Below are 22,278 nucleotides of genomic sequence, written 5' to 3' on the forward strand. Positions count from 1 at the left end.
ATTAACCCCTCACTCGGTCAAGGGAACGGCGGGCGGCGGCCACGACGTTCTCCGTCGTGAAGCCGAACTCCTTGAACAGAACCTGGTAGTCGGCCGAGGCACCGAAGTGCTCGATCGAGACGATCTCGCCGTTGTCGCCGACGTAGCGGTACCACGGCTGCGCGATGCCGGCCTCGACCGCGACGCGCGCCTTGACCGACGACGGGATGACCGACTCGCGGTACTCGGCGTCCTGCTTCTCGAACCACTCGATCGACGGCATCGACACCACACGCACTGCAACGCCGTCGGCCTGCAGGGCCTTCCCGGCCTCGGCGGCGATCTGCAGCTCAGAGCCTGTGCCGATGATCACGATCTCGGGGTTGTCGTCACCGAAGAGCACGTAACCACCGCGCTTGACGCCCTCGGCGGAGGTGCCCGGAAGCGTCGGCAGGTTCTGCCGGCTGAGCGCGAACCCGACCGGGCCGAGCTGCTCGATGGTGGCCTTCCACGCGTACGCGGTCTCGTTCGCGTCACCGGGACGGATCACGGTGAAGTCCGGGATCGCGCGCAGGGCGGCGAGGTGCTCGATCGGCTGGTGCGTCGGGCCGTCCTCGCCCAGGCCGATGGAGTCGTGCGTCCACACGTACGTCACGGCGGCCTGCATGATCGCGGCCAGCCGCACCGACGGGCGCATGTAGTCGGAGAACACGAGGAACGTGCCACCGAACGGGCGGGTCGGGCCGTGCAGGGCGATGCCGTTGAGGATCGCGCCCATCGCGTGCTCGCGGACACCGAAGTGCAGCACGCGGCCGTACGGGTCGGCGTTCCACATGCCCGTGGAGATCGACGGCGGGCCGAAGGACTTGGCGCCCTTGATCGTCGTCAGGTTGGACTCGGCCAGGTCGGCCGAACCGCCCCACAGCTCGGGCAGGTGCTTGGCCAGCGCGTTGATGACCTCACCGGAGGCCTTGCGGGTCGGCACGCCCTTGGCGTCCACCGGGTAGACCGGCAGGTCGGCGTCCCAGCCCTCGGGCAGCTCGCGGGCGACGAGACGGTCCAGCAGCTTCTTGTTCTCGGCGTTGGCGGCGGCCCACGCGTCGAAGCCCTTCTGCCACTCGGCCTTGGCGTGCTCGCCGCGCTTGACAACCTCGCGGGCGTGCGCCAGGACCTCGTCGGCGACCTCGAAGGTCTGCTCGGGGTCGAAGCCGAGGATCTGCTTGGTGGCCTTGACCTCGTCGACGCCCAGCGCGGCACCGTGCGCGGCACCGGTGTTCTGCTTGTTCGGCGCCGGGTAGCCGATGATCGTGCGCAGCAGGATGAAGGACGGCTTGTCGGTGACGGCCTTGGCCTTCTCGACGGCCTCGAGGATGCCCTTGACGTTCTCGCCGGACTCCACGACCTGGACGTGCCAGCCGTAGGCCTCGTAGCGCTTCGCGGTGTCCTCGGACAGCGCGATCGTCGTGTCGTCCTCGATGGAGATCTTGTTGTCGTCGTAGAAGACGACCAGGTTGCCCAGCTGCTGCGTGCCCGCGAGCGACGAGGCCTCGGAGGTGACGCCCTCCTCGATGTCACCGTCGGAGGCGATCACGTAGATGTGGTGGTCGAACGGGCTGGTGCCCTGCGCGGCGTCCGGGTCGAAGAGACCGCGCTCGCGGCGGGCGGCCATGGCCATGCCGACGGCGGAGGCGAGACCGGAGCCCAGCGGGCCGGTGGTGATCTCGACACCCCTGGTGTGGCCGTGCTCGGGGTGACCCGGCGTCTTCGAGCCCCACTTGCGCAGGGTCTTGAGGTCGTCGACCTCCAGGCCGTACCCCGACAGGAACAGCTGCACGTAGAGCGTCAGGCTGGAGTGCCCGGCGGAGAGCACGAACCGGTCGCGGCCGATCCAGTCCGCGTCCGCGGGGTCGTGCCGCAGCACGCGCTGGAACAACGTGTACGCGAGCGGGGCAAGGCTCATCGCGGTGCCGGGATGGCCGTTGCCGACGTTCTGCACGGCGTCCGCCGCGAGCACACGCGCGGTGTCCACGGCGCGCTTGTCGAGCTCGGTCCAGTCGTCAGGCAGATCGGCCTTGGTGAGCCGGGTGATGTCGTCGGTGACGGTCACGGACTTACAGCTCCAAACTTGTCGCTAAGGCGGGTCCGCGAACCGTCCGTGAATCGATCCCGAACGGCCTGACCCGCTTCTCTCCCACGTCCTCCGGCCAGCCTAGTCCTGAGAGATTCAGATGTTGCTCTGAAAGGTCCCAGGCACGTGTGTGCCGGGGCACACCAGCACCCGAACGGGCTGTGAATTCTTTGCGCGGTTACCATCAGTCGCTGGATTTCACACCTGTCTCAACACGAGGAGCGTTCCCGCGATGAGTGCCGTCCTCGAGGCCCCCAGGTCGCCTCGCCAGGTTGTTGGCGCTTACGTGGCGCTCACGAAGCCGCGGGTCATCGAGCTCCTGCTGATCACCACGATCCCCGCGATGCTGCTGGCCCAGCACGGCCTGCCGCCCCTGTGGCTCATCGCCTGCACCCTCACCGGCGGCACCCTCGCCGCGGGGTCGGCAAATGCCCTCAACTGCTTCGTCGACGCCGACATCGACTCGGTCATGAAGCGGACGGCGGCCCGGCCGCTCGCGCACAACGCCATTCCGCCGCGCAACGCCCTGATCTTCGGCATCGTGCTCGGAATCGTCTCGTTCGCGTTCCTCTGGATCTTCGTCAACCTGATGTCGGCCGCGTTCGCGGTGGCGACCATTCTCTTCTACATCTTCGTGTACACGCTGGTGCTCAAGCGCCGCACCTCCCAGAACATCATCTGGGGCGGCATGGCGGGCTGCATGCCGGTGATCATCGGCTGGTCTGCGGTGACGGGCACCGTCGAGTGGCCGGCGCTGGTCATGTTCGGCGTCATCTTCTTCTGGACGCCGCCGCACACCTGGGCCCTCGCGATGAAGTTCAAGGAGGACTACGCCCGAGCAGGCGTGCCCATGCTGCCCGTGGTGGCGACAGCTCAGCAGGTGACGCGGCAGATCGTGATCTACAGCTGGATCACCGTCGTCTGCACGCTGGCCCTCGCTCCCGTCACCTCCTGGATCTACGTTGCGGTCGCGGCGCTGTCGGGCGTGTGGTTCGCCGTCTTCGCGCACAAGCTGCACAACGTTGTTCGCCGTGGCGGTTCCACGAACACCATGAAGTTCTTCCACATGTCGAACCTCTACCTGATGCTCGTGTTCTGCGGACTCGCCGTGGACGCCGTTGTCGGGTTGCCGGTGCTTGGCTGGCCGTTCTAGCTGCACTTCCAGTCGTACGGCTGTGGCGCCCGTTGAGTTCACCGTCACCGGTGGTGAAGGTTCACCACTGGACTTCGTCGCGGCCCTGACACCCGCGTCCTCCCTGGTCGTGATCACCGATCCGGGCGGCTGGGCGCAGGTCAGCCAGGGGCTCGCCGTCGGATCGACCGGGTCCGCCGTGGTCACGACCGAGGTGCGGGTGCTGCGGTTCGCGGTGCTCGACCTCCGCCACTTCTCGTCGGCCTCGGCGCTGCCGTCGCTCGCGGACGTGCCCGGCGACGTCGTGGCGCTGCACGACACGCGTTCGTGGGACTCGGCTCCGGTGGTCGCGTCGTTGCGCGGCCTGGGCCGGCCGGTCGTGCTCTTCACCGCCGTGCACACCTGGGTGTCCGGTGTGGACGCTTCCTCGGCGCTGGTCGGGTGGAGCGCGCCGCACGTCGTGCTCGCGGTGCCGCGCGGTTCCGGCGAGGGGCGGCTGGAGGACGTCCTCTGGCAGTTCCGGGAGCTGGAGCGGCGGGGCGCGATGACCTACACCTCGCTGCCCGCGCCGCCGGTGGTCGCGGACCGCGCGGTCACCGTGATGGTCGCGCTGCCCGGAGCGACCCAGGGCATCGCGGGAGCGTTGCGGCCCGGCGGCGACTACGAGGTGTGGGCGCGCGTCGGGGCGCACAGCGCCGTGCTGCCGGGGGACCTGGGGCTGCGGGCCGTGCTGAGCATGCCGGGGCGGCCGGTCCAGGCCGAGTCGTTCGTGCTGCCCGCGGACGGGCCCAGCTCGTGGGTGAGCTTCGAGGTCACCACGCCGTACGCCGCCGTGCCGTGGACCGGTGAGCTGGTCATCTACCACGGGGTCGTGCCGGTGCACGTCCAGCAGGTCGTGCTGCCGGTCGGCGCGGGCGAGTCCCGGACGGTGCCGCGGCTGAAGCTCTCCCGCACGTTCGCCGACCTCCCGCCCTCGTCGTCGCGGGCAGCGTCCGTTCTCGTGCTCGGCGACCGGGCGCTGGTGTCGGCGGGCGGGGTGCCGTCGTGGGTCAGCCTGGCCGGCTGCGCGCTGCCGCTGCCTGCGTTGTCCGCGCTGGATCCCTGGTACGGCAAGGACTTCCCGGCCTACTGCGCGGATCTCGCGTTCCTCGCCCGGCAGGGGGCCGAGGTGTACTCACGGCTGTTCGGCGGTCTCGGGCCGGCCGACGCGATCCGGCGGGCGGCGCGGGTGACCGGTCGTCCGGCCGGGCTGATGATCGCTTCGCCGGACGCCGGGCCGGTGCCGTGGCCGATGATCTACGACCTGCCGTTCGCGGACGGTCCGCACCGGTTGTGCGCGTCGGTCGGGCAGTTCGGGCCGTTCGGTGCCGGGGGAGAGGTGCCGGCGCACTGCCCGGTGGCCGACCACAGCGGGAACGTGTTGTGCCCCTTCGGTTTCTGGGGTCTGTCGAGCGTGCTGGAGCATCCGGCCGGGCCGCTGGTGGCGCGCGTATCGCCGCGCCCGTGGCCGTTCGAGGTGTCGATGGCGGTCGACGCGGGGATGGATCGCGGCCTCACCGAGCGGCACGTCACGGAGCTGATGTCGCAGATCTCGCCGGAGGCGGTGTCCTCGGCCTACGTGACCCCGGCTGAACTGGGACTCGTGTTGGCCGGTGAGTCGATGGACGTCGTGCACCTGCATTTCCGCGAGGGGTTCCTCGATGCCGAGGAGATCGCACGGTGGGATCGCGAGGGTGTGTGGCCGCGTCCGCACTGGCCCGTGCGCAAGCCGTTGGTCGTGGGGACGTCACCGATGGCCGGCCTGGTGCCCTCGTTCGTCGAGCACGGCGCGTCGGGCGTCGTCAGTCCAGAGGTCGCCGTGCCGCAGGACATGGCCGGCTGGGTCACGGGAATGATGCTGTCGCGGCTGGCGGCCGGCCTGCGCGCCGGTGACGCGTTGCGGCAGATCCGGTGGGAGATGCTCAGTCGTGGCAACGTGATGGGGCTCGCGTACGCGTTGCACGGAAGCGCGGATCTCCGGCTTCGCTGAACCGACGGGGCCGGCTGATCGTTTACCTCGGCATGCTGAACTCGCAGGCCCAGATCCGTCAGGCCGTCGCGGAACTGACCGAGGCCTTCGGTGACCGGGTGCCGGACGAGGTGATCGAGGAGGTCGCCGCCGCCACGCACGCCGAGCTACTCCGCACGGCGACGGTGGGCACTCATCTCGCCGTGCTCACCGCACGACGCGCGGCCCGTGAACTCGCGTTCACCGCCATCGGGGTCACGATGCCTCAACAGCAGACCGCGGGCCTCACGCCTGCTCGCTGACCCGGAGGTAGACGGTCTCGGCACGGCTCACAGCCGTGCGCGCAAGCCGTGACAACTCACTGAGGTGCGCGAACGCGGCGTGGAAGTCCATGTCGACGAGAGGTGCCCACGACAGTGCGACGTCGTGCATGCGTGCTGGATCGGCTTTGACGAGCTGCGCCACGAGGGCATCAGGGAGCGCGACAACGTTGTCTTCGGGCAGAGGCGCCCACACCTCGTTGAACACCTCATGCCACACGACAACTGCTTCGCGCGGGTCGTAGTCGCCGGCCGCGACCGACTCCACGCCGTTTCGGATGAAGAACGTGCTCAGGACGCCACCTTGGTCAGCAGGTCCTCGACGCACGGGTCGTCGAGGGACTCAACGATGCACTTCCACAACAGGAGGTTCGTCTCGGCCCACTTCGTGTAGGTCGCGGCGGCCTCCGAGTCGTAAAAGTAGTAGCCCTCGTCGGCTTTGCCCACCTGCTCGCCCACGATCTTGTGCGCGAGCTCGCGCAACGTGATGCCGTTCTCCTGGAGGTACTTGTGCGCCAGGACGACCGGCGTGACCGGCAGCGCCTTGAACAGCGTGTCCGCGTCGGACAGCGCCTGCGCCTCCAGCGAGATGTCGCGGGAGCGGGTGCGCATCTCCGCCTCGACGACGATCCGTTCGATCCACTCGATGTCGCCCAGGGAGACACCGGCGACGAACAGCACCTTGCGGCGCAACGCCTCGCCATCCGTGGGCAGCGAGTTGCGGCGGACCATGTAGTTCAGGTCGTGCACCAGCGCGGCCACCTCGACGACGTCGGCCGCGGCACCGTTGCGCCCGGCGAAGTGCACGGACTTGTCCCGGACGAAGCTCACGTGGTGCCAGCCGTGGAACTGCAACTTCGCGGCCAGGTCCTCGCACAGCCGCCTCACGCGCTGCTCCACGTCCGCGATGACAGACCTCGGAATCAATGTGCGCGTACGCATCATCAGCCCTCCTGACAGGTGGGCTGATGGTAAGCGTGTCGCGGCGGCCTCGGCGGGCCTTCACAGGTGGTTCGTCAGATCCTCCAGTCGGTCCTCCACCGGCACGTGCCGGTGGCTGATTCTGGTGTCCGGGTCGTAGCTGAGGCTCCACGGGTTCACGGCACGTGACTTGACCAGGAACGTCATGGTCCCGTCGGCTGCTCGCGGGATGCGATGGAACTCGTGCGCGAGCATCGTGCCGGTGGTGCCCTCGGCGCACTGGGTGCGGTTCGTGAGTTCCGTGCCGACGACCGTGCGGCCGCCGACGCCGAGCCGGGCGTCAAAACGTTCGTGCAGGTACGCGCCGCTCAGGATGGTGGTGCAGAAGTGGTAGCGGTGGTTGTGCACCGAGTCGGCGTAGCCGGCCCGCCAGTCGCCCAGCGGTTTGTACTCGTGCAGCCAGAACGTGAACGGTTCGTCCGCTTCGTCGCGCAGGCACCACGCGTAGTGCGTCGTCGTCTCGCGTGAATGCGCGATCACCCAGGTCGCCTCCTGGGGTGTGAGGCCGTCGATGTGCGCGCGAAGCTCTTTGCGCAACCCGGGACGGGCCGCCCATTCGCGAAACCACGTGCCGACATCGGCCCAGTGGTCCACGACGGGGAATTCGGCGCGCTGCACCCGAGTGGCGAGCTCCTCGAGCGCGGACACCCCGGTGAACTCGGCTAGCAAGATCGATCAGCTCCTCAACTGAGCGGATGCGGAGAATTCGCGACGGAATGCGTGGAACTTGCCTTCGAGCTCCGTGAAACCGTCGATGGTGAGCGTCTCGCCGGTGATCTTCTCGAACAGCGCCACGAAGTCGTTCCTGGAAGTCGCTGGCGTGATGGCGAAGTGGTAACCGGCCTTGGAATTGCTGATGCGCAGGAACTCCGCGCGTTCCATCGCGTAAAGGAACGAACTTTCGGTGAACCTGAGCGTGCGCGGATACGGCCTGAGCACTCCCGCGGTGTTGCTGTAGAGCGTGAGCCACGCCGAGTCGTCGAACAACTCGAGCCGATCGAGCGGCGGATCCGAAACGATGGTGACGTCGATCCTGGAACACCGGCTGCGCGCCGCGTAGAGCCCGACTAGCCCGATGCCGATCTGCTCCTTGAGTCGTTTCTGGATCTCGTCGTAGTCCCCGTCCGCGCCTTCGTTGCGCAACAGGTACCGCGCCCGCCCGCTGATGGCGTTGTCGTCGCGCGGGTCGGCCAGCACCGCCCTGAGCTCGCACTCCGTCTGGCTGAGCAGCACCCTGCCCGCCGCGTACCGGCCGGCGAACCCGCGGAAGCAGTACAGCCGCGTCCGCTCCAGGTCCTGCATCATCAGCTGGTTGAACACCGGATCCGGCTTGGCCGTCGGCTCGAACACGTGACTGGGGAAGAACTCGCGATCGAGCGCCCGATACTCCTGGGTGAGTTCCCGGAGAGCCTTGCGACTCTCCTCGATCACCGGAGCGAGAAGCGCCTTCTGCGCCGCTTTCGACGTGATCAACGTCTGTGTGAAGCTCACGACCGCCGAAATGAGAGTGCCGGTACCCAGCGCTGTCAGCAGGTTTCTCGCTGTGCCGGAATCCATTTGACTGGAAATGGCCAGCGACGCACCCGACGTCACGACGAGTATGAGGAGGAGCAACCCGGTCCGAGTCCAGAACAACTCCTGGATCAGGCTGCTGCGGATGCCTCCGGCCTCCGCGGACACGAGTCTCCACCTCCCGGATCACCAGATTGGCTGCTACCCGAACGGACGAATGCGGTCGGTGTCCGATCAAGTGCGAGGAGTTACTGTACGCGTCGGTCAAAAGATAAGGAAGCTGCTATTCGTGCGACATTCAGGACCGGAATAACCGCCCTTGAGCCCAGTCGTCGACCCGCATACGTGCACTTCGGTGACGCCCAGTCGCCACCCGCCCCTCCCGTGTCGGATGAGGGTGACCCATCTACCCGAACGCACCCACTGCGAGTGTTTTAGACCGCTCGGCCGTGGCCGCTGCTCCTCCGGCAGGCCGAGCCAGGGGACGGCCGTCAGGACGAGGTCGCTCGGCCTGCTACACGCCGCTCACACCCGCCCGAATACGCTCACCCACCATGCGTAACGTCCTGCTCATCGCTTCCCTGGCGCTCGTGGCGGCCACCGGCCTCGCCGGCTGCGGCAGCTCGGCCCAGCCCTCGGCCGGCGCGCCCACGACCCCCTGCAAGGCCGACGACTTCAAGGTCACCGGCGACTTCGGTGCGGCGCCCAAGGTCGAGATCCCCGCGTGCAAGCCCACCGACGAGCTCGTCATCAAGGACCTGGTGCCCGGCACCGGCGCCGAGGTGAAGGCGGGCACGACAGCCTCGGTGAACTACCAGCTCACGACGTTCTCCGACAAGAAGATCCTCGACAGCTCCTTCGAGCGCGGCGAGCCGTTCGACGTCGAGAACGTCGGCCAGGCGCCGGTCATCGACGGCTGGAACGAGGGCATCGTCGGGCTCAAGGAGAAGGGCCGCCGGCTGCTGATCGTGCCGCCCGCCAAGGGCTACGGCCAGGGCGGTCAGGGCATCAAGCCCAACGAGACCCTGGTCTTCGTCATCGACGGCGTGAAGGTCACCCCCGCCGCCTGACGCGAAAAGCGAAACGGCCCCTCGGAGCACCCGAGGGGCCGTTTCGCATCGGCTCACGGCAGGAGCAGCAGCTTGCCGGTCGTCTTGCGCGACTGCAGGTCGGTGTGCGCCTGCGCCGCCTCCTCCAGCTTGTACCGGCCGCCGATCCGGACGTTCAGCGTGCCGGACGCGATCGCCTCGAACAGGTCCGCGGCCCGCCAGTCGAGCTCCGCGCGGTCGAGCAGGTAGGACCCGGTCGACGGCCGCGTCAGGTACACGGACCCGGCCGCGTTGAGCCGCTGCGGGTCCACCGGCGGCACCGGTCCGGACGACGCCCCGAAAAGCGCCAGCATCCCGCGCGGCTTCAGTGACGCCAGCGACTGGTCGAACGTGTCGGCACCGACGCCGTCGTACACGACGTCGACCTTCTCGATCTGCGAGGCGAAGTCGCCGTACCGCAGCACCTGGTCCGCGCCGGCCTCCCGGCACAGCGCCTCCTTCTCGTCGGTCGACACCGTCGCGACGACGGTGGCGCCCTTCGCCTTCACCCACTGCGTCAGCAGCAGCCCGACGCCACCGGCCGCCGCGTGCACCAGCACCCGGTCGCCTTCCTTCACGACGTACGTCGAGTGGATCAGGTAGTGCGCGGTGATGCCCTGCAGCAGCGAGGCCGCGGCCAGTTCGACGTCCAGCCCGTCCGGCACCCGGACCGCGGACGCCGCGGGCACCACGACCTCCTCCGCGTAGCTGCCCAGCACGCCCATCCAGGCGACCTTGTCGCCGGCGGCGAAGTCGGGGGAGTTCGAGACGACGACCTCGCCGGCACCCTCCAGGCCCAGTGCGGTGGGCAACGGGATCGCGTACTGGCCGCTGCGCTGGTACGTGTCGATGTAGTTGACGCCCGCCGCGGCCACCTTCACCAGCAGCTCGCCGTCACCGGCCACGGGCGACGGCACGTCGGCGTACTCCAGCACCTCCGGGCCACCGGCCGAACGCACCACCACTGCCTTGGGCATCTGTCCTCCTTGATCGACTCACCCTGCTCAACCCGGGCCGTGGCCCCGATGTTCCCCCTCCCAGCTGGTGGGAGCAAAAGGAGCGAGACACTGGTAAGACCGATCCATGCGAAAAACAACCCTGCTGCTGATCGCATGTCTGCTCCTCATGGGAGCGCTTCCATCCCAGGCCGCCTCCGCCAAGAAGGGCGTGAACGCGGCCGACGACCCCGGTCCGGCCGGTGCCGCCATGACCGCCCTGGACGCCCGCTGGTACTACACCTGGGCCTCGGACCGGCGAGGAATCCAGAGCAACGCCGAGTTCGTCCCGATGATCTGGGGCGCCGCGAGCGTCACCGACGCGGAGCTCGCCCAGGCGAAGGCCAACGGCAAGCAGTTGCTGGGCTTCAACGAACCCGACATGGCGGGCCAGGCGAACATGACCGTCGAACGCGCGCTGGACCTGTGGCCACGCCTGCAGAACACCGGACTGAGGCTCGGCGCGCCCGGCGTCGCGTTCGGAGGTGACGTCGCGGGAGGGTGGCTCGACCGGTTCATGGCGGGCGCCAAGGCACGCAACCTGCGCGTCGACTTCATCCCGCTGCACTGGTACGGGCAGGACTTCTCCTCCGCGGCCACCGGACACCTCGAGTCGTACCTGCGCAACGTCTACAACCGGTACAAGAAGCCGATCTGGCTCACCGAGTACGCGTTGATCGACTGGCGTTCCGGCCGCGCGGTCTACCCGAGCCAGCAACAGCAGACCGCGTTCATCACCGCGTCGACCAGGATGCTCGACGGACTGTCCTTCGTGGAGCGTTACTCGTGGTTCACGTTGTCCACCAAGACAAGTCCGACGGGACTGTCCACCGGCACGACCCTGACCGCGGCGGGCCAGGCCTACCGGCCCGCCTAGCGGCGCACGTGCCGGTGTCCCTCGTTGGGGAACTCCGGCGGTAGGGCGGGAAGCAGGTCGTGCAGCGCGTAGCCGCACTTGACCGCCACTCGGCAGGACGGGTGGTTGCCGGCGGCGTGCAGCAGTTCCAGCCGGGTGAGCGCGACCAGGTCCTGGACGGACAGTGCCCACCGCGACAACGTCTCCACCGCTCGGGCGGCGATTCCCCGCCCCCGAGCGGGGGCGGCGGTCCAGTAGCCGACCTCGGCCGTGCCGCCTGGTCCCACCTTCACCACCACGTGGCCCAGCGGGGGATGGTCGTCGGCGACCACGGCGAAGCTGAGCCGGGTCGCCCCCGCCCAGCCGTCGTCCTGCGCGTCGAGCCACCGCCGGCCTTCGGCCTCGGTGGTCAGGGAGGTGGCCAGCCAGCGGCGCAACAACGGATCGCGATGCGCCGCCAGCAGCGCCGGGAGATCGTCGGACCGCCACGGCCGCAGTGTCAGCGCGGTGTCCGGGACGGACAGCACGACCGTCATGGCCGGACTAGTCCTCGCCCAGGGCGACCCGGCGCGCGAGCCCCAGCGGCAGCGCGCCGGAACCGGCGATCCGGTCGTGGAAGTCGCGCAACGACCCCAGCCCCGCGGCCAGGTACTCGTCGCGGATCAGGTCGATCTCCAACGCCCCGGTCAGGTACGACGGCGCCTGCGTCGGCCGCGTGCAGTACCGCTTGACCTCGCCCACCGCGGTGCCGGGCGTCAGCGCCGTGCGCGCCACCATGAACGCCTCGGCTTCGGCGGGGGTCATGTCGCCGCAGTGCAGGGCCGTGTCGACGATCATCCGCGCCGCCCGGAACAGCCGCGCCTCGACGTGCCCCATCAACGCGCCCTGCGTCTTGTAGTGGCCGACCGAGCGCAGCAGTTTCTCCGCGTACAGCGCCCAGCCCTCGGAGAAGTACGGCGTCCGGAAGATCTTGCGCAACGGGTGCGCCGAGCCCTGCGCCGCCAGCCACGTCAGGTGCCAGTGGTGGCCGGGATAGGCCTCGTGCACCGAGATCGTCGGCAGCTGCGACCGCGCGTTGGTGCGCAGTCGGTGCGTGACCTGCTCGTCGGAGGCACCGTCGGGCGTGAACGGCACGAAGAAGTAGCCCGTGCGTTTGGACGTCAGCGCGGGCGGGCCGAGGTAGCTCGCCACGGCCATGACCGCGCGGTGGAACGGCGGCCCTGGCACCACCTGGCACTCCTCGCCCTCGGGCAGCGTCACCAGCGAGTGCTCGACCAGCGCCGCGCGCGCCCGTGCCGTCTCCGCCTCGTACTCGGCGCGCAACGCCTCCAGCGTCGGCGGGTGGTCGTCCTGCAGCGAGCTCATCACCGAACGCCAGTCCGGCGAGCCCGCGAGCTCGATCAGTTCGGCTTCCAGTTCCGCGTAGGCGTCCTGCCCGCGCTGGTGCAGCTCCGGCGCGCCGTAGCCGAGCATCTCCTTGTCCTGCAACAAGGCCGAGTAGAGCTTCTCGCCCATCCGCCAGTCGCCGGTCGCCCGCACGGCCAGGTCCTCCAGGAACGCGGCGTGCCGGTCGAACGCGTCCGCGGCGGGCCCGGCGGCCTCGGCCATCGCCGCGCGGAACTCCGGCGCGGCCTCCAGCGGCAGCGAGTCCAGCAGGAACGACCGGCCGGTCCGCACCTGGTCCAACGCCCGTCGCACGACCAGCGGCGACGCCAGGGAGGCGTCGAGGTTCGCCTCGGCGGCGGCGAGCACCGCGGGCACCTCGCGCAGCTTCGCGATCGTGGAGGCGACGAGTTCGGCCTCGGGCAGCAGCCCGTGCAGGAACGGCCCCAGCAGCCCGAAGAACACCACACCGGCGTACTCGTGCGGGTCACGCCGCCATCCCGGCCACGTCTCGTGCGCCGACGCTCCGCGCAGCACCGACAGCGCCAGATCGCGGTCCACCGACGTCGGCAACGGCTCCAGCCGCGCCAGCCACTCCTCGGTCTCCCTGGCCCGCTGCTCGAACGCGGCGGCGGAGAAGTCCCCGAAGGTGGAGTAGTGCTCCAGCGAGCCGGCCTGGGCCGCGTGCGCGGGGTGGTGGTCGAAGTACCACGTGAGGAACGACGTGAGCGTGTCGGTGGTCACCCGACTGAAGCTACCCGCTGGTTTTACAGTGTGGGGGTGTCTGATCAAACCACTCAGAAGCGCATCGCCGAGTTCGTGCAGGCCCACGGCAAGCCGGGCACGGCGGTCAGGGCCGTCGTGGAACCGATCGGCCGGGCCGGCGCGCGAATCGTGCTGGTGGGCGCGGACGGCGCCATGGGCGACGTGATGACCAAGGACGTCGAGTCCGCCACCAAGGCCGTCGAGGCCGCCGACAACGTCGAGCAGTCCGAATGGGACCGCGAGACCACCGCGGCCACCAAGATCGGCTCCGCGCACCGCCGCAAGATGGCCAAGATGCGGTCATGAAGGTCGTGCTCGCCTCGTGCGACCGCCTGCCCGAGGGCGACGGCGACGAGGAAGCACTCGTCACCGCCCTGCTCCGGGACGGCGTCGACGTGTCGTGGCAGCCCTGGGGCAGCGCGGTCGAGGCCGACCTCGTCGTCCTGCGCACGACCTGGGACTACCCGGACCACCTGGACGCCTTCCTGGCGTGGTGCGCCGGCGTGCCGGCCCTCGCGAACCCGCTCTCAGTCGTGCGCTGGAACATCGACAAGTCCTACATGGCCGAACTGGCCGCCCACGGCGTCCCCGTCGTGCCCACCGCCGTGGTGGAACCGGGGGAGACCCCGGCGTTCCCGGACGGCGAGTTCGTGGTGAAGCCTGCGGTCGGCGCGGGTTCGCGCGGCGCGGGCCGGTTCACCGACCACGAGTCAGCTCGCGCGCACCTCGAAGCCATCGGCGTCAAAGCCCTGGTGCAGCCCTACCAGTCCAGTGTGGACGCTCACGGCGAGACCGCACTCGTGTTCTTCGCCGGCGAGTACTCCCACTCGTTCCACAAAGGACCGATGCTGGCGCAGGGCCTCGCCGAGGCGGAGTCCGGCCTCTACGTCGAGGAGCGGCTGGGCAGCATCGAACCGTCCCCGCGTCAGGTCGAGCTCGCGAACCAGGTCCTCGACGTGGCCGCGAAGCTGCTCTCGTTGCAGCGCAAGGACTTCCTCTACGCCCGAGTGGACGTCGTCGAAGGCCCCGACGGCGAGCCGCTGCTGCTCGAACTGGAGCTGACCGAACCGTCGCTGGGCTTCAAGCTCACGACCGCCGAGGCCGCGTCCCGCTTCAGCAAGGCGATCCAGGAAGCCGCGTCCTAGTTCGCGCTACGGTCGGATCATGACCACCGCGAACGTCAACGGCATCACCATCGGCTACGACGACGAAGGCACCGGCGACGACGTGCTGGTGCTGGTGCACGGCCATCCCTTCGACCGCTCGATGTGGCGCCCGCAGGTAGAGCACTTCAGCGCCGTGGGCTGGCGGGTGATCGCCGCCGACCTGCGTGGCTACGGCGAGACCACCGTCGTCCCCGGCATCACGCCACTGGACGTCTTCGCGTCCGACGTCGCGGGCCTGCTCGACCACCTCGGCGTCGAGCGGTTCGTGCTCGGCGGCCTGTCGATGGGCGGGCAGATCGTCATGGAGTGCGCGCGCACGTTCCCCGAACGCCTGCGCGGCCTGATCCTCGCCGACACGTTCGCGCAGGCGGAGACCGAGGACGGCCGCCGGAACCGCAACGCCATGGCCGACCGGCTGCTGCGCGAGGGCATGTCGGGCTACGCCACCGAGGTGCAGTGGAAGATGGTGGCGCCGCACAACCCGGCCGTCGGCGAGTTCGTCGCTGGGCTGATGCACAACGCACCGCCCGAGGGCGCCGCCGCGGCGTTGCGAGGCCGTGCGGAACGGCCCGACTACACCGAGACCCTCACCTCGATCACCGTGCCGACGCTGGTGATCGTCGGCAGCGACGACGAGTACACGCCGGTCAGCGACGCCGAGTACATGAGCGAGCGCGTTCCAGGCTCGACGCTGGTCGTGGTCGACGGCGCCGCGCACATGCCGAACCTGGAACGCCCCGAGGTGTTCAACAAGGCGGTGGAGGAACTGCTAGCGCAGACCTGACCCGATGCCGGTCAGCCCGCGCACCTCCATCTCCGCCTGCTTCTCGCGGTCCGCCGGCTCGCCGCCGAGGATCGTGCCCAGGAACCCGGCCAGGAACGACAGCGGGATCGACACGATGCCGGGGTTCGACAGCGGGAAGAACGCGAAGTCGGCGTCCGGGAACACCGACGACTTCGAGCCGGAGATGGCGGGGGAGAACACGATCAGCAGCACGCACGAGGTGAGGCCGCCGTAGATGCTCCACAGCGTGCCGCGCGTGTTGAACCGCTTCCAGAACAACGAGTACAGCAGCGTCGGCAGGTTCGCGGAGGCGGCCAGCGCGAACGCGAGTGCGACCAGGAAGGCAACGTTCTGGCCGTTCGCCGCGATGCCGCCGACGATCGCGAGCACACCGACGCAGACCGCGGTGAGGCGCGCGACCTTGACCTCGTCGCGCGGGTCGGCCTCGCCGTGCTTGATCACGTTGGCGTAGACGTCGTGCGCGAACGAGGCCGACGCCGTCAGCGTCAGACCGGCGACCACGGCGAGGATCGTCGCGAACGCCACGGCGCACACGATGCCGAGCAGCACGGTGCCGCCGACCTGGAACGCCAGCAGTGGCGCCGCGGAATTTTCGCCGCCGGGGGCGCCGGTGATCTTGTCCGTGCCGACGAGGGCCATCGCGCCGAAGCCGATGACCAGCGTGCACGAGTAGAAGATCGCCATCATCCACGTCGCCCACACGACGGACTTCCGCGCCTCGCGGGCGTTCGGCACCGTGTAGAAGCGCATCAGCACGTGGGGGAGCGACGCGGTGCCGAGCACCAGTGCCAGGGCCAGTGAGATGAAGTCGACCTTCGACAGGTCCGAGGCGCCGTACTTCACACCCGGCGCCAGCACGGCCTCGCCCAGCGGCGAGCGCTGCGTCGCGCGGTCGAGCATCGAGGAGAAGTCGAAGCCGAACTTGCCGATCAGGAAGATGGTCAGCAGCGACACGGACAGAAGCAGCAGCACGGCCTTGATGATCTGCACCCACGTGGTGCCCTTCATGCCGCCGACCAGCACGTACAGCACCATGACGATGCCGACGACCGCGATGATGATGGCCTGGCCGATTTTGCTGTGCACGTCCAGGAGCAGCGCCATCAGGCCGCCGGCGCCCGCCATCTGCGCGATCATGTAGAAGATCGAGATCACCAGGGTCGCGTTCGCCGCGGCCGCGCGCACGGGGCGCTGGCGCATGCGGAACGCCATGACGTCGCCCATGGTGAAGCGGCCCGTGTTGCGCAGCCGTTCCGAGATGAGCATCAGGCCGATCAGCCAGGCGACGACCCACCCGATCGAGTACATGAAGCCGTCGTAACCGTTCACGGCGATCGCGCCGGAGATGCCCAGGAACGACGCCGCGGACAGGAAGTCACCCGAGAGTGCGATGCCGTTCTGCGTGCCCGTGAAACTGCTGCCCGCCGCGTAGTAGTCCGACGCGCTGACGTTTCGCGTCGACGCCCGGTAAACGATGTAGAGCGTCAGCAGCACGAAGATGCCGAAGACGGACAGGTTGATCGCGGTGTTCGCCCCGGTCACGCGAGCTCCTCATCGGATTCGACGAGAGCGCGCACCTTGTCGACCTGGGGGTCGAGCTTCCGCTTGGAGTAACGCGCGTACGCCATTGTGATGATGATGGTGGTGACGAACTGGAGGAATCCCATCGTCAAGCCGACGTTCACCGTTCCGAACAGCGGAGTGCTCATGAAGTCGGCGGCGTAAGCCGAAAGCAATACGAACGTCACATACCAAGCGAGGAACAGCAGCGTCGCCGGGAGAATGAAACGCTTGACCCGGCGCTTCAGGTCGAGGAAATCCTCGCTCGTTTGGACGGCACCGAAATCAGGCTCACCGTCACCATCGATGAGCAATGAGTGAGCAGGCTCTTCAAAGGTCGCGAAACCGGGGGTGGCCGGGCGTGACACGGAGGGCAGCGCCTTCGTCATCAACCGCTCGCATTCGTTACGGGGAGTGCCCGGCGAGGCTCTGCGCGGAAGGCGCGTCCGGTCCGGGGGTGGGAGGCGCAAGCGTAACCACGCGTGGCGGCGAGTCAATCCCTGGAACGTGCATGACCACCCCAAAAGGTCTGTCGTCACAGCGGGTGATCGATCGTGCACGCCCCAGGTCGTTGTCGCGTCACGCTCTCTGGCCTACTATCCGCTAACACCCGATACGGCTGGTCGAGATATCTAGCTGCGGGGTCTCAAGCTCGCGGGGATTCACCAGGCCAGGAGGTAGCCGATAGTGGGGCACTTCGAGCGCGCCTTGGGGACCATTTCGTGAATGTCGAGTGGAGAAAGATCAGCGACTGGCGCAACTGGCGCCTGCCGGTCAAGCTCGGCGTCGTGCTGCTGGTGCCGGTGGCCGTCGCGGTCGGCGCGGGCGCACTGCAGATCTCCGGTTACGTGGACCGGTCCGACAACTACGTGCAGATGCAGGGCCTGGTCCGGCTCAGGGCCGATCTCGCGCCGCTGATCTCCAGCATCCAGCAGGAACGCACGCTCGCCGCGCAGAGCACGACCAGCGGCTCCGGTGTCGGCGCCTATCAGAACCAGATCAGGTCCACGGACAACGCGGTCTCGACCGTGCGCCGCCGCATCGACCGCACCGACGGCGTCAGCGACGTCGCACGTCAGCGCTTCGCCGAGGTCGGCGGCCAGCTGGAGACGTTGAAGAACCTGCGGGAGAAGGTCGCCCAGGGCGGCGACGGCGGCGACCCGTCCGGCGGCACCTACGGCTACACCGCGATCGTGAAGTCCTTGCTGGACTTCGAACAGGCGCTCGTCGGCCAGTTCAACGACAACGCCATCTCGGGCACCGCGGTGGCACTGCACAACATGGTCATCGCGCAGGAGCAGGTCTCGCTGCAGCACGCGTTCGTCTTAGCCGGGATCGGCCGGGGCAAGCTCCTGGGCCCGGAGGTCCGCGCGCTGGAGCAGTCCGACATCCGGTTGCAGGACCGCCTGAACGACTTCCAGGCCATCGGCACCACCGAACAGCGCCGCGCCTACGACCAGACCGTCACCGGTGCCGCGGTGGCGAGCCGCAACGCACTCGTCGAACGCGCGCTCACCCAGCCCGACGGCACCCCGCCGCCCGCCACGCGTCCCGGCCAGCCCAAGCCGCCGCAGGAGTTCGGCATCGCCGTCGACGACTGGAACAAGGCGTCCAGCACCACCGCGCGGCTGATGGAACAGGTCGGCCGCGAACTGCAGGACGAGCTCGCGAACACCGCCGCCTCGCTGCAGGACGACACGTCCAACAAGGCAGGCGCCGCCGCGGTCATCCTGCTCGCGATGCTGCTGATCGCCGGCACGCTCGGCTTCGTCATCGGCCGCTACCTGCTGCGCTCGCTGTCCGAGCTGCGCCGCTCCGCCCTCGACGTGGCGCACCACCACCTCCCCGAGGTCGTCGCGGCGATCCGCGCCGACCGCGCGCCGGACCTCACGATCGAACCGGTGCCCGTGCACTCCATGGAGGAGTTCGGCCAGCTGGCCCGCGCGTTCGACGCCGTGCACGAGCAGGCCATCCGCTCCGCCGTCGAGCAGTCGTCGCTGCGGTCGGGCATGAAGAACATCTTCGTGAACCTGTCGCGCCGCTCGCAGGGCCTCGTCGAGCGCCAGCTCAAGCTCATGGAGGAGCTGGAGCGGCACGAGGAGAACCCCGAGCAGCTCGCCAACCTCTTCAAGCTCGACCACCTCGCGACGCGCATGCGCCGCAACAACGAGAACCTGATGGTGCTGTCCGGTACGGACATGGCCCGCCGGTTCAGCCAGCCCGTCCCGCTCGCGGACGTGCTGCGCGCCGCCGCGTCGGAGATCGAGCACTACCAGCGCGTCGTGGTGAAGTCGACGCCGTCGGTCGAGGTCGTCGGCTACGCGGCCAGCGACCTCGTGCGCCTGATCGCGGAGCTGCTGGACAACGCCACCGCGTTCTCCGCGCCCGCCACCCAGGTCATGATCGGCTCGCGGATCGACCAGCAGGGCGCCGTGCTCGTCGAGGTCGCCGACCAGGGCATCGGCATGGGCCCGGCCGAGCTCACCGAGGCCAACGAGCGACTGTCGTCCGGCACCGAGGACGACGTGCCCGTGTCCCGCCAGATGGGTCTGTTCGTCGTCGGCAGGCTCGCGGGCCGCCACGGCATCACCGTCCGGCTGCGCGGCGCGGGAGAGGGCCGCGAGGGCCTGCGCGCGTTCGTGCTCGTGCCGGCGGAACTCGTGCGCTCGCACGAGGAGGCCCCGGCGCCGTCGCAGCCGCGCCACGCCGCGCTGCCGCAGCCGAAGCCGGCTCTGGCCAAGCAGCCCCACGTCGTCGTGAAGACGCCGAACCTGGCGCCGCCGCCCGCGCCCGCCCCGGCCATCGACCGGCCGCGCGAGTCCGCGGAGTGGTCGTCGTTCCGCGGCGCCGCGATCGACGAGTCACTGCCCCAGCGCACGCCGCGCCCCGCTTCGGCCGAGTACAACGGTGTGCCGGCCGCGTCACCAAATGAGACGACGTCGTCCTGGTTCAGGGGCACCGGAGTCTCGGGCGAATCGGTCAACGGTGATCATTCGTCGGCAACGACCCCACCTGTATCGTCACCGTCGGTAGTGGCGTCGTGGTTCGGGAAGAAGCCCGGCGGGACGGTCTGGGAGCAGGCGGGAGACCCCGCCACGGACGCCGGCGAGACCGATGCCGGGTTGCCGAAACGGGCGCCGCGTAAGAACCTGCTCCCCGACCTGGCGGAACGTCCCGAGAACGGCACACGCCCTGCCACAGGCCCGAAGCGCGATCCAGAACGAGCACGAGGCTTTCTCGCCAGCTACCAGACGGGCCTGCGTCAGGCGCCGCTCGGCGGCAACGGGAACGGAAGCGGCCAGGGGAACGGCCAGTACAACGGGGAGAAGGCATGAGCACGCCTCAGTCGCGCCAGGTCGACCAGTTCGGCTGGTTGATCACGAACTTCACGGATCGAGTGGCCGGTGTCGCCCACGCGATCGTGATCTCGGTGGACGGCCTGCTGCTCACCAAGTCGACGGGTCTGCCACCGGACCGCGCCGAGCAGCTCGCCGCGATCTCCTCCGGTGTCACAGCACTGACGATGAGCGCTTCACGTTGCTTCGAAGGTGGCGGAGTGTTGCGCACCGTGATCGAGATGGACTACGGGATCATGCTCCTCATGTCCATTCGAGACGGGTCTTGTTTGGCGGTTCTCGCCGCCCCCGACAGCGACGTCGGTCAAGTGGCCTACGAGATGACCGTGGTCGTCGACCAGGTGGGCCAGATCCTCACCCCCGAACTGCGAGCGCAGCTGCACAGCGTGAGGTGAACCATGAGCTCGTCCCCTGACGCGCACCGACGACGAAGGCGGGAGACGCCCGCCGAGCAGACGTTCGCCGACCTGATGAACGGGTTCTCCCTGGACTCGGGCCGAAAGCGGGCGCGCACGCCGGACCCGGTGCCCGCGCGGGAAGCGACTCCCGTTGTACCGCAGGAAGACTTCGAGCCCTCCATTCAGGAGGCTCAGGACTCGTCGATCGTTCGTGCATATGCCTGGACGGGTGGGCGCACTCGGTCCAACATCGACCTCGAGATCGAGACACTTGTCTCCGCCAATGATCAGAGTCGGCACTCGGCAGGTATCTTGCAGGCTGAGCACCAACGCGTTGTCGAGCTGTGCCACTCCCCGCGATCCGTCGCGGAAGTGGCCGCACTGATGCGTCTCCCACTGGGAGTCGTGAAGGTGTTGCTCGGCGACATGGCGGAACGAGGTCTGGTGGACGTGCACCAGACCGCTTCCGCAGGCGGTGACACGCCGGACCTCGGGTTGATGGAGAGAGTGCTGAGTGGACTACGTCGGCTCTAGATTTCCCGAATTCGGGCCCCCAGGGCCGCCCGGTCGGGAGCTGACCTCGGCCAAGATTGTCGTCGCCGGTGGCTTCGGCGTGGGCAAGAGCACTTTCATCAGGTCCATCGTGGAGAACGATCTCCTGACGATGAACGCACTGCCGCCGGAACGCGCGGGTGCCGTGACGGAACTGGTGCGCATCCAGTTCGGACGCGTGTGGCTCGACCCCGGCCTGGCGCTGCACCTCTTCGTGGCCCCGCAGTGGCAGGACCCGCGCGCGGGCTGGGGAGATGTGGTGCGCGGCGCCGTCGGTGCCGTCGTGCTCTTCGACGTGATGCGCCCCGCGGACTCCGTGGACGCGATGCGGTACTTCGAGGACCACAACATCCCGTACGTGCTCGCGCTGAACAACGTGCACGCGTCCGTTCGGTCGGACGTGAAGGCCATCATTCGCGGCATGGGCATCTCGCCCGACGTGCCGGTCGTGAACTGCGACCCGCGCGTCCGGCTCTCGGTGCGGGAGACGCTGATCTCGCTGACCGAGCACGCGAAGCTGGACCGGTGGCGCCGCCGGCCAGGGCCGGACGAGACGACTCCGCTCGCGCCTGTCTGCTGACTTGGAGTTTCTCCAAGCGCCTGCTCTTTCTGGTTGTTCGGTCACCAGCAACTGGCGTTGGAAGGCTTCCGCCTTCTAGCGTCAGTTCTCGTGCACCACTGAGCTGTGGGTCGACCAGAGACAGAAGGCCAGTTGAGGGGTGAGGCAATGACCACCGCACGGCGTCTGGACGGCTACACCCTGGACGACTGGGAGAGTCTTGACCCCCAAGAGGGCCGTCGCATCGAGCTGGTCGACGGGCGGTTCGTCGTGACTCCCGCACCGGCCGCCAAGCACCAGAGGGTCGGAGACAGGCTGGCCCGAATCCTCGACGACGCCGTTGCCTCGGAGGGCATGGAGGCGTTGACCGCCATCGGTGTCCGGGTCGGCGAGCACTTCGGCTACATCCCGGGCGTGGTCGTGACGACCGAACGGGTCGAGACCGTGTCCGTCGACGTCGCGAACGTCGCGCTGGTGGTCGAGATCGTCAGCCCGTCCACGAAGAAGAGCGACCGCCTGGAGAAGCCCGCCGCTCTTGCCGCTGCCGGTGTGCCCGCGTACTGGCGGGTGGAGCTCGACATAGCGGACGGGCCGGTCATCTATTGCCACCGGCTGAACGGTGGCGTGTACTCGGACGTCGTGACGCTGACGCCGGGCAATCGGGAACCGGTGCACGTGGTCGGCACTATCTCTGTCACCTTCGACCCCGCCGATCTGCACAAGCCGCGCCGTTGA

23 protein-coding genes are annotated in these 22,278 nt (G+C 68.7%); 13 read left to right on the plus strand and 10 right to left on the minus strand.

Going from position 1 to position 22,278, the window contains the following annotated elements; genetic code table 11:
- Position 1: 1 nt before the first annotated feature.
- Entirely contained in the window at positions 2-2,086 is a 2,085-nt protein-coding gene (tkt, locus tag ACIQF0_RS27555) for a transketolase (protein WP_401033788.1), read from the minus strand.
- A 253-nt stretch (positions 2,087-2,339) separates the two neighbouring features.
- On the opposite strand from tkt, the gene ACIQF0_RS27560 reads away from it, so the two are divergent.
- The 3 genes from ACIQF0_RS27560 to ACIQF0_RS27570 are packed head-to-tail and all read left to right on the plus strand — an operon-like array spanning position 2,340 to position 5,549.
- A complete protein-coding gene (locus ACIQF0_RS27560) occupies positions 2,340-3,260 on the plus strand; it encodes a heme o synthase (protein WP_093601302.1) in 921 nt (306 codons plus the stop codon).
- A 22-nt stretch (positions 3,261-3,282) separates the two neighbouring features.
- On the plus strand, positions 3,283-5,268 hold the full coding sequence (locus ACIQF0_RS27565; RefSeq protein WP_401033792.1) for a hypothetical protein: 1,986 nt from the start codon (positions 3,283-3,285) through the stop codon (positions 5,266-5,268).
- A gap of 32 nt (positions 5,269-5,300) precedes the next feature.
- The gene (locus ACIQF0_RS27570; protein ID WP_360031376.1) at positions 5,301-5,549 is read left to right on the plus strand and encodes a three-helix bundle dimerization domain-containing protein; all 249 of its coding nucleotides are present in this window, start codon (positions 5,301-5,303) and stop codon (positions 5,547-5,549) included.
- On the opposite strand, the gene ACIQF0_RS27575 is transcribed toward ACIQF0_RS27570, so the two are convergent.
- From ACIQF0_RS27575 to ACIQF0_RS27590, 4 genes are read right to left on the minus strand one after another with little or no spacing between them, the layout of a single operon-like run.
- Complete coding sequence (locus ACIQF0_RS27575) at positions 5,533-5,835, minus strand: hypothetical protein (RefSeq protein WP_401033794.1); 303 nt, start codon at positions 5,833-5,835, stop codon at positions 5,533-5,535. The two genes, ACIQF0_RS27570 and ACIQF0_RS27575, sit on opposite strands and share 17 nt — an antisense overlap.
- Before the next feature lie 23 nt (positions 5,836-5,858).
- Positions 5,859-6,509 (minus strand): HD family phosphohydrolase, encoded by a 651-nt coding sequence (locus ACIQF0_RS27580; RefSeq protein ID WP_396425289.1) that lies wholly within the window; start codon positions 6,507-6,509, stop codon positions 5,859-5,861.
- Positions 6,510-6,569: 60 nt separating this feature from the next.
- Positions 6,570-7,217 carry a hypothetical protein gene (locus tag ACIQF0_RS27585; protein ID WP_401033796.1) on the minus strand — a complete coding sequence of 216 codons (648 nt, stop codon included), beginning with the start codon at positions 7,215-7,217 and terminating at the stop codon, positions 6,570-6,572.
- Positions 7,218-7,223: 6 nt separating this feature from the next.
- A complete protein-coding gene (locus tag ACIQF0_RS27590; RefSeq protein ID WP_401033917.1) occupies positions 7,224-8,162 on the minus strand; it encodes a hypothetical protein in 939 nt (312 codons plus the stop codon).
- 452 nt (positions 8,163-8,614) lie between these two features.
- Between ACIQF0_RS27590 and ACIQF0_RS27595 the strand changes: the two genes are divergently transcribed.
- The gene (locus ACIQF0_RS27595; RefSeq protein WP_401033797.1) at positions 8,615-9,130 is read left to right on the plus strand and encodes an FKBP-type peptidyl-prolyl cis-trans isomerase; all 516 of its coding nucleotides are present in this window, start codon (positions 8,615-8,617) and stop codon (positions 9,128-9,130) included.
- A 53-nt stretch (positions 9,131-9,183) separates the two neighbouring features.
- Here ACIQF0_RS27595 and ACIQF0_RS27600 read toward each other — a convergent pair whose 3' ends face one another.
- A complete protein-coding gene (locus ACIQF0_RS27600; RefSeq protein ID WP_401033799.1) occupies positions 9,184-10,125 on the minus strand; it encodes a quinone oxidoreductase family protein in 942 nt (313 codons plus the stop codon).
- Positions 10,126-10,231: 106 nt separating this feature from the next.
- On the opposite strand from ACIQF0_RS27600, the gene ACIQF0_RS27605 reads away from it, so the two are divergent.
- Positions 10,232-11,020 carry a glycoside hydrolase family protein gene (locus ACIQF0_RS27605; RefSeq protein WP_401033801.1) on the plus strand — a complete coding sequence of 263 codons (789 nt, stop codon included), beginning with the start codon at positions 10,232-10,234 and terminating at the stop codon, positions 11,018-11,020.
- Here the strand turns inward: ACIQF0_RS27605 and ACIQF0_RS27610 are convergent.
- Both ACIQF0_RS27610 and ACIQF0_RS27615 read right to left on the minus strand, forming a co-directional pair.
- On the minus strand, positions 11,017-11,535 hold the full coding sequence (locus tag ACIQF0_RS27610; RefSeq protein ID WP_401033803.1) for a GNAT family N-acetyltransferase: 519 nt from the start codon (positions 11,533-11,535) through the stop codon (positions 11,017-11,019). The two genes, ACIQF0_RS27605 and ACIQF0_RS27610, sit on opposite strands and share 4 nt — an antisense overlap.
- Before the next feature lie 7 nt (positions 11,536-11,542).
- Positions 11,543-13,126: a DUF885 domain-containing protein gene (locus ACIQF0_RS27615; protein ID WP_401033804.1), complete on the minus strand. Its 1,584-nt coding sequence runs from the start codon at positions 13,124-13,126 to the stop codon at positions 11,543-11,545.
- 36 nt (positions 13,127-13,162) lie between these two features.
- Between ACIQF0_RS27615 and ACIQF0_RS27620 the strand changes: the two genes are divergently transcribed.
- Genes ACIQF0_RS27620 through ACIQF0_RS27630 form a run of 3 tightly spaced genes read left to right on the plus strand, consistent with a single transcriptional unit; the run spans position 13,163 to position 15,097 of the window.
- Positions 13,163-13,453: a hypothetical protein gene (locus ACIQF0_RS27620; RefSeq protein ID WP_401033806.1), complete on the plus strand. Its 291-nt coding sequence runs from the start codon at positions 13,163-13,165 to the stop codon at positions 13,451-13,453.
- Positions 13,450-14,292, plus strand: a complete 843-nt coding sequence (locus tag ACIQF0_RS27625; protein WP_401033807.1) for a RimK family alpha-L-glutamate ligase — start codon at positions 13,450-13,452, stop codon at positions 14,290-14,292. The genes ACIQF0_RS27620 and ACIQF0_RS27625 overlap by 4 nt, the downstream gene beginning before the upstream one ends.
- 19 nt (positions 14,293-14,311) lie before the next feature.
- Positions 14,312-15,097, plus strand: a complete 786-nt coding sequence (locus tag ACIQF0_RS27630) for an alpha/beta fold hydrolase (protein WP_401033809.1) — start codon at positions 14,312-14,314, stop codon at positions 15,095-15,097.
- Here ACIQF0_RS27630 and ACIQF0_RS27635 read toward each other — a convergent pair.
- Positions 15,083-16,660 carry a cation acetate symporter gene (locus tag ACIQF0_RS27635; protein WP_360031350.1) on the minus strand — a complete coding sequence of 526 codons (1,578 nt, stop codon included), beginning with the start codon at positions 16,658-16,660 and terminating at the stop codon, positions 15,083-15,085. The genes ACIQF0_RS27630 and ACIQF0_RS27635 overlap by 15 nt on opposite strands.
- Complete coding sequence (locus ACIQF0_RS27640) at positions 16,657-17,067, minus strand: DUF485 domain-containing protein (RefSeq protein WP_401033812.1); 411 nt, start codon at positions 17,065-17,067, stop codon at positions 16,657-16,659. The genes ACIQF0_RS27635 and ACIQF0_RS27640 overlap by 4 nt, the downstream gene beginning before the upstream one ends.
- Before the next feature lie 333 nt (positions 17,068-17,400).
- On the opposite strand from ACIQF0_RS27640, the gene ACIQF0_RS27645 reads away from it, so the two are divergent.
- The 5 genes from ACIQF0_RS27645 (at position 17,401) to ACIQF0_RS27665 (ending at position 22,278) form a co-directional block, all read left to right on the plus strand.
- The gene (locus ACIQF0_RS27645) at positions 17,401-20,013 is read left to right on the plus strand and encodes a nitrate- and nitrite sensing domain-containing protein (protein WP_401033815.1); all 2,613 of its coding nucleotides are present in this window, start codon (positions 17,401-17,403) and stop codon (positions 20,011-20,013) included.
- The gene (locus ACIQF0_RS27650; protein WP_093601335.1) at positions 20,010-20,429 is read left to right on the plus strand and encodes a roadblock/LC7 domain-containing protein; all 420 of its coding nucleotides are present in this window, start codon (positions 20,010-20,012) and stop codon (positions 20,427-20,429) included. Before ACIQF0_RS27645 ends, ACIQF0_RS27650 begins: the two co-directional genes overlap by 4 nt.
- 3 nt (positions 20,430-20,432) lie before the next feature.
- Positions 20,433-20,966 carry a DUF742 domain-containing protein gene (locus ACIQF0_RS27655; RefSeq protein ID WP_360031344.1) on the plus strand — a complete coding sequence of 178 codons (534 nt, stop codon included), beginning with the start codon at positions 20,433-20,435 and terminating at the stop codon, positions 20,964-20,966.
- 79 nt (positions 20,967-21,045) lie between these two features.
- Positions 21,046-21,564 carry a hypothetical protein gene (locus tag ACIQF0_RS27660; protein WP_093601339.1) on the plus strand — a complete coding sequence of 173 codons (519 nt, stop codon included), beginning with the start codon at positions 21,046-21,048 and terminating at the stop codon, positions 21,562-21,564.
- A gap of 147 nt (positions 21,565-21,711) precedes the next feature.
- On the plus strand, positions 21,712-22,278 hold the full coding sequence (locus ACIQF0_RS27665) for a Uma2 family endonuclease (protein WP_401033820.1): 567 nt from the start codon (positions 21,712-21,714) through the stop codon (positions 22,276-22,278).

Origin of the sequence: Lentzea sp. NPDC092896, from assembly GCF_044754905.1 — a bacterium.
Classification (GTDB): domain Bacteria; phylum Actinomycetota; class Actinomycetes; order Mycobacteriales; family Pseudonocardiaceae; genus Lentzea.

Coding starts and splice junctions, on each gene's coding strand:
- ACIQF0_RS27600 (WP_401033799.1), bottom strand. CDS start 10,125: ATGCCCAAGGCAGTGGTGGTGCGTTCGGCCGGTGGCCCGGAGGTGCTG.
- ACIQF0_RS27595 (WP_401033797.1), top strand. CDS start 8,615: ATGCGTAACGTCCTGCTCATCGCTTCCCTGGCGCTCGTGGCGGCCACC.
- ACIQF0_RS27640 (WP_401033812.1), bottom strand. CDS start 17,067: ATGACGAAGGCGCTGCCCTCCGTGTCACGCCCGGCCACCCCCGGTTTC.
- ACIQF0_RS27570 (WP_360031376.1), top strand. CDS start 5,301: ATGCTGAACTCGCAGGCCCAGATCCGTCAGGCCGTCGCGGAACTGACC.
- ACIQF0_RS27655 (WP_360031344.1), top strand. CDS start 20,433: ATGAGCTCGTCCCCTGACGCGCACCGACGACGAAGGCGGGAGACGCCC.
- ACIQF0_RS27610 (WP_401033803.1), bottom strand. CDS start 11,535: ATGACGGTCGTGCTGTCCGTCCCGGACACCGCGCTGACACTGCGGCCG.
- ACIQF0_RS27630 (WP_401033809.1), top strand. CDS start 14,312: ATGACCACCGCGAACGTCAACGGCATCACCATCGGCTACGACGACGAA.
- ACIQF0_RS27605 (WP_401033801.1), top strand. CDS start 10,232: ATGCGAAAAACAACCCTGCTGCTGATCGCATGTCTGCTCCTCATGGGA.
- ACIQF0_RS27625 (WP_401033807.1), top strand. CDS start 13,450: ATGAAGGTCGTGCTCGCCTCGTGCGACCGCCTGCCCGAGGGCGACGGC.
- ACIQF0_RS27650 (WP_093601335.1), top strand. CDS start 20,010: ATGAGCACGCCTCAGTCGCGCCAGGTCGACCAGTTCGGCTGGTTGATC.
- ACIQF0_RS27580 (WP_396425289.1), bottom strand. CDS start 6,509: ATGCGTACGCGCACATTGATTCCGAGGTCTGTCATCGCGGACGTGGAG.
- ACIQF0_RS27665 (WP_401033820.1), top strand. CDS start 21,712: ATGACCACCGCACGGCGTCTGGACGGCTACACCCTGGACGACTGGGAG.
- ACIQF0_RS27560 (WP_093601302.1), top strand. CDS start 2,340: ATGAGTGCCGTCCTCGAGGCCCCCAGGTCGCCTCGCCAGGTTGTTGGC.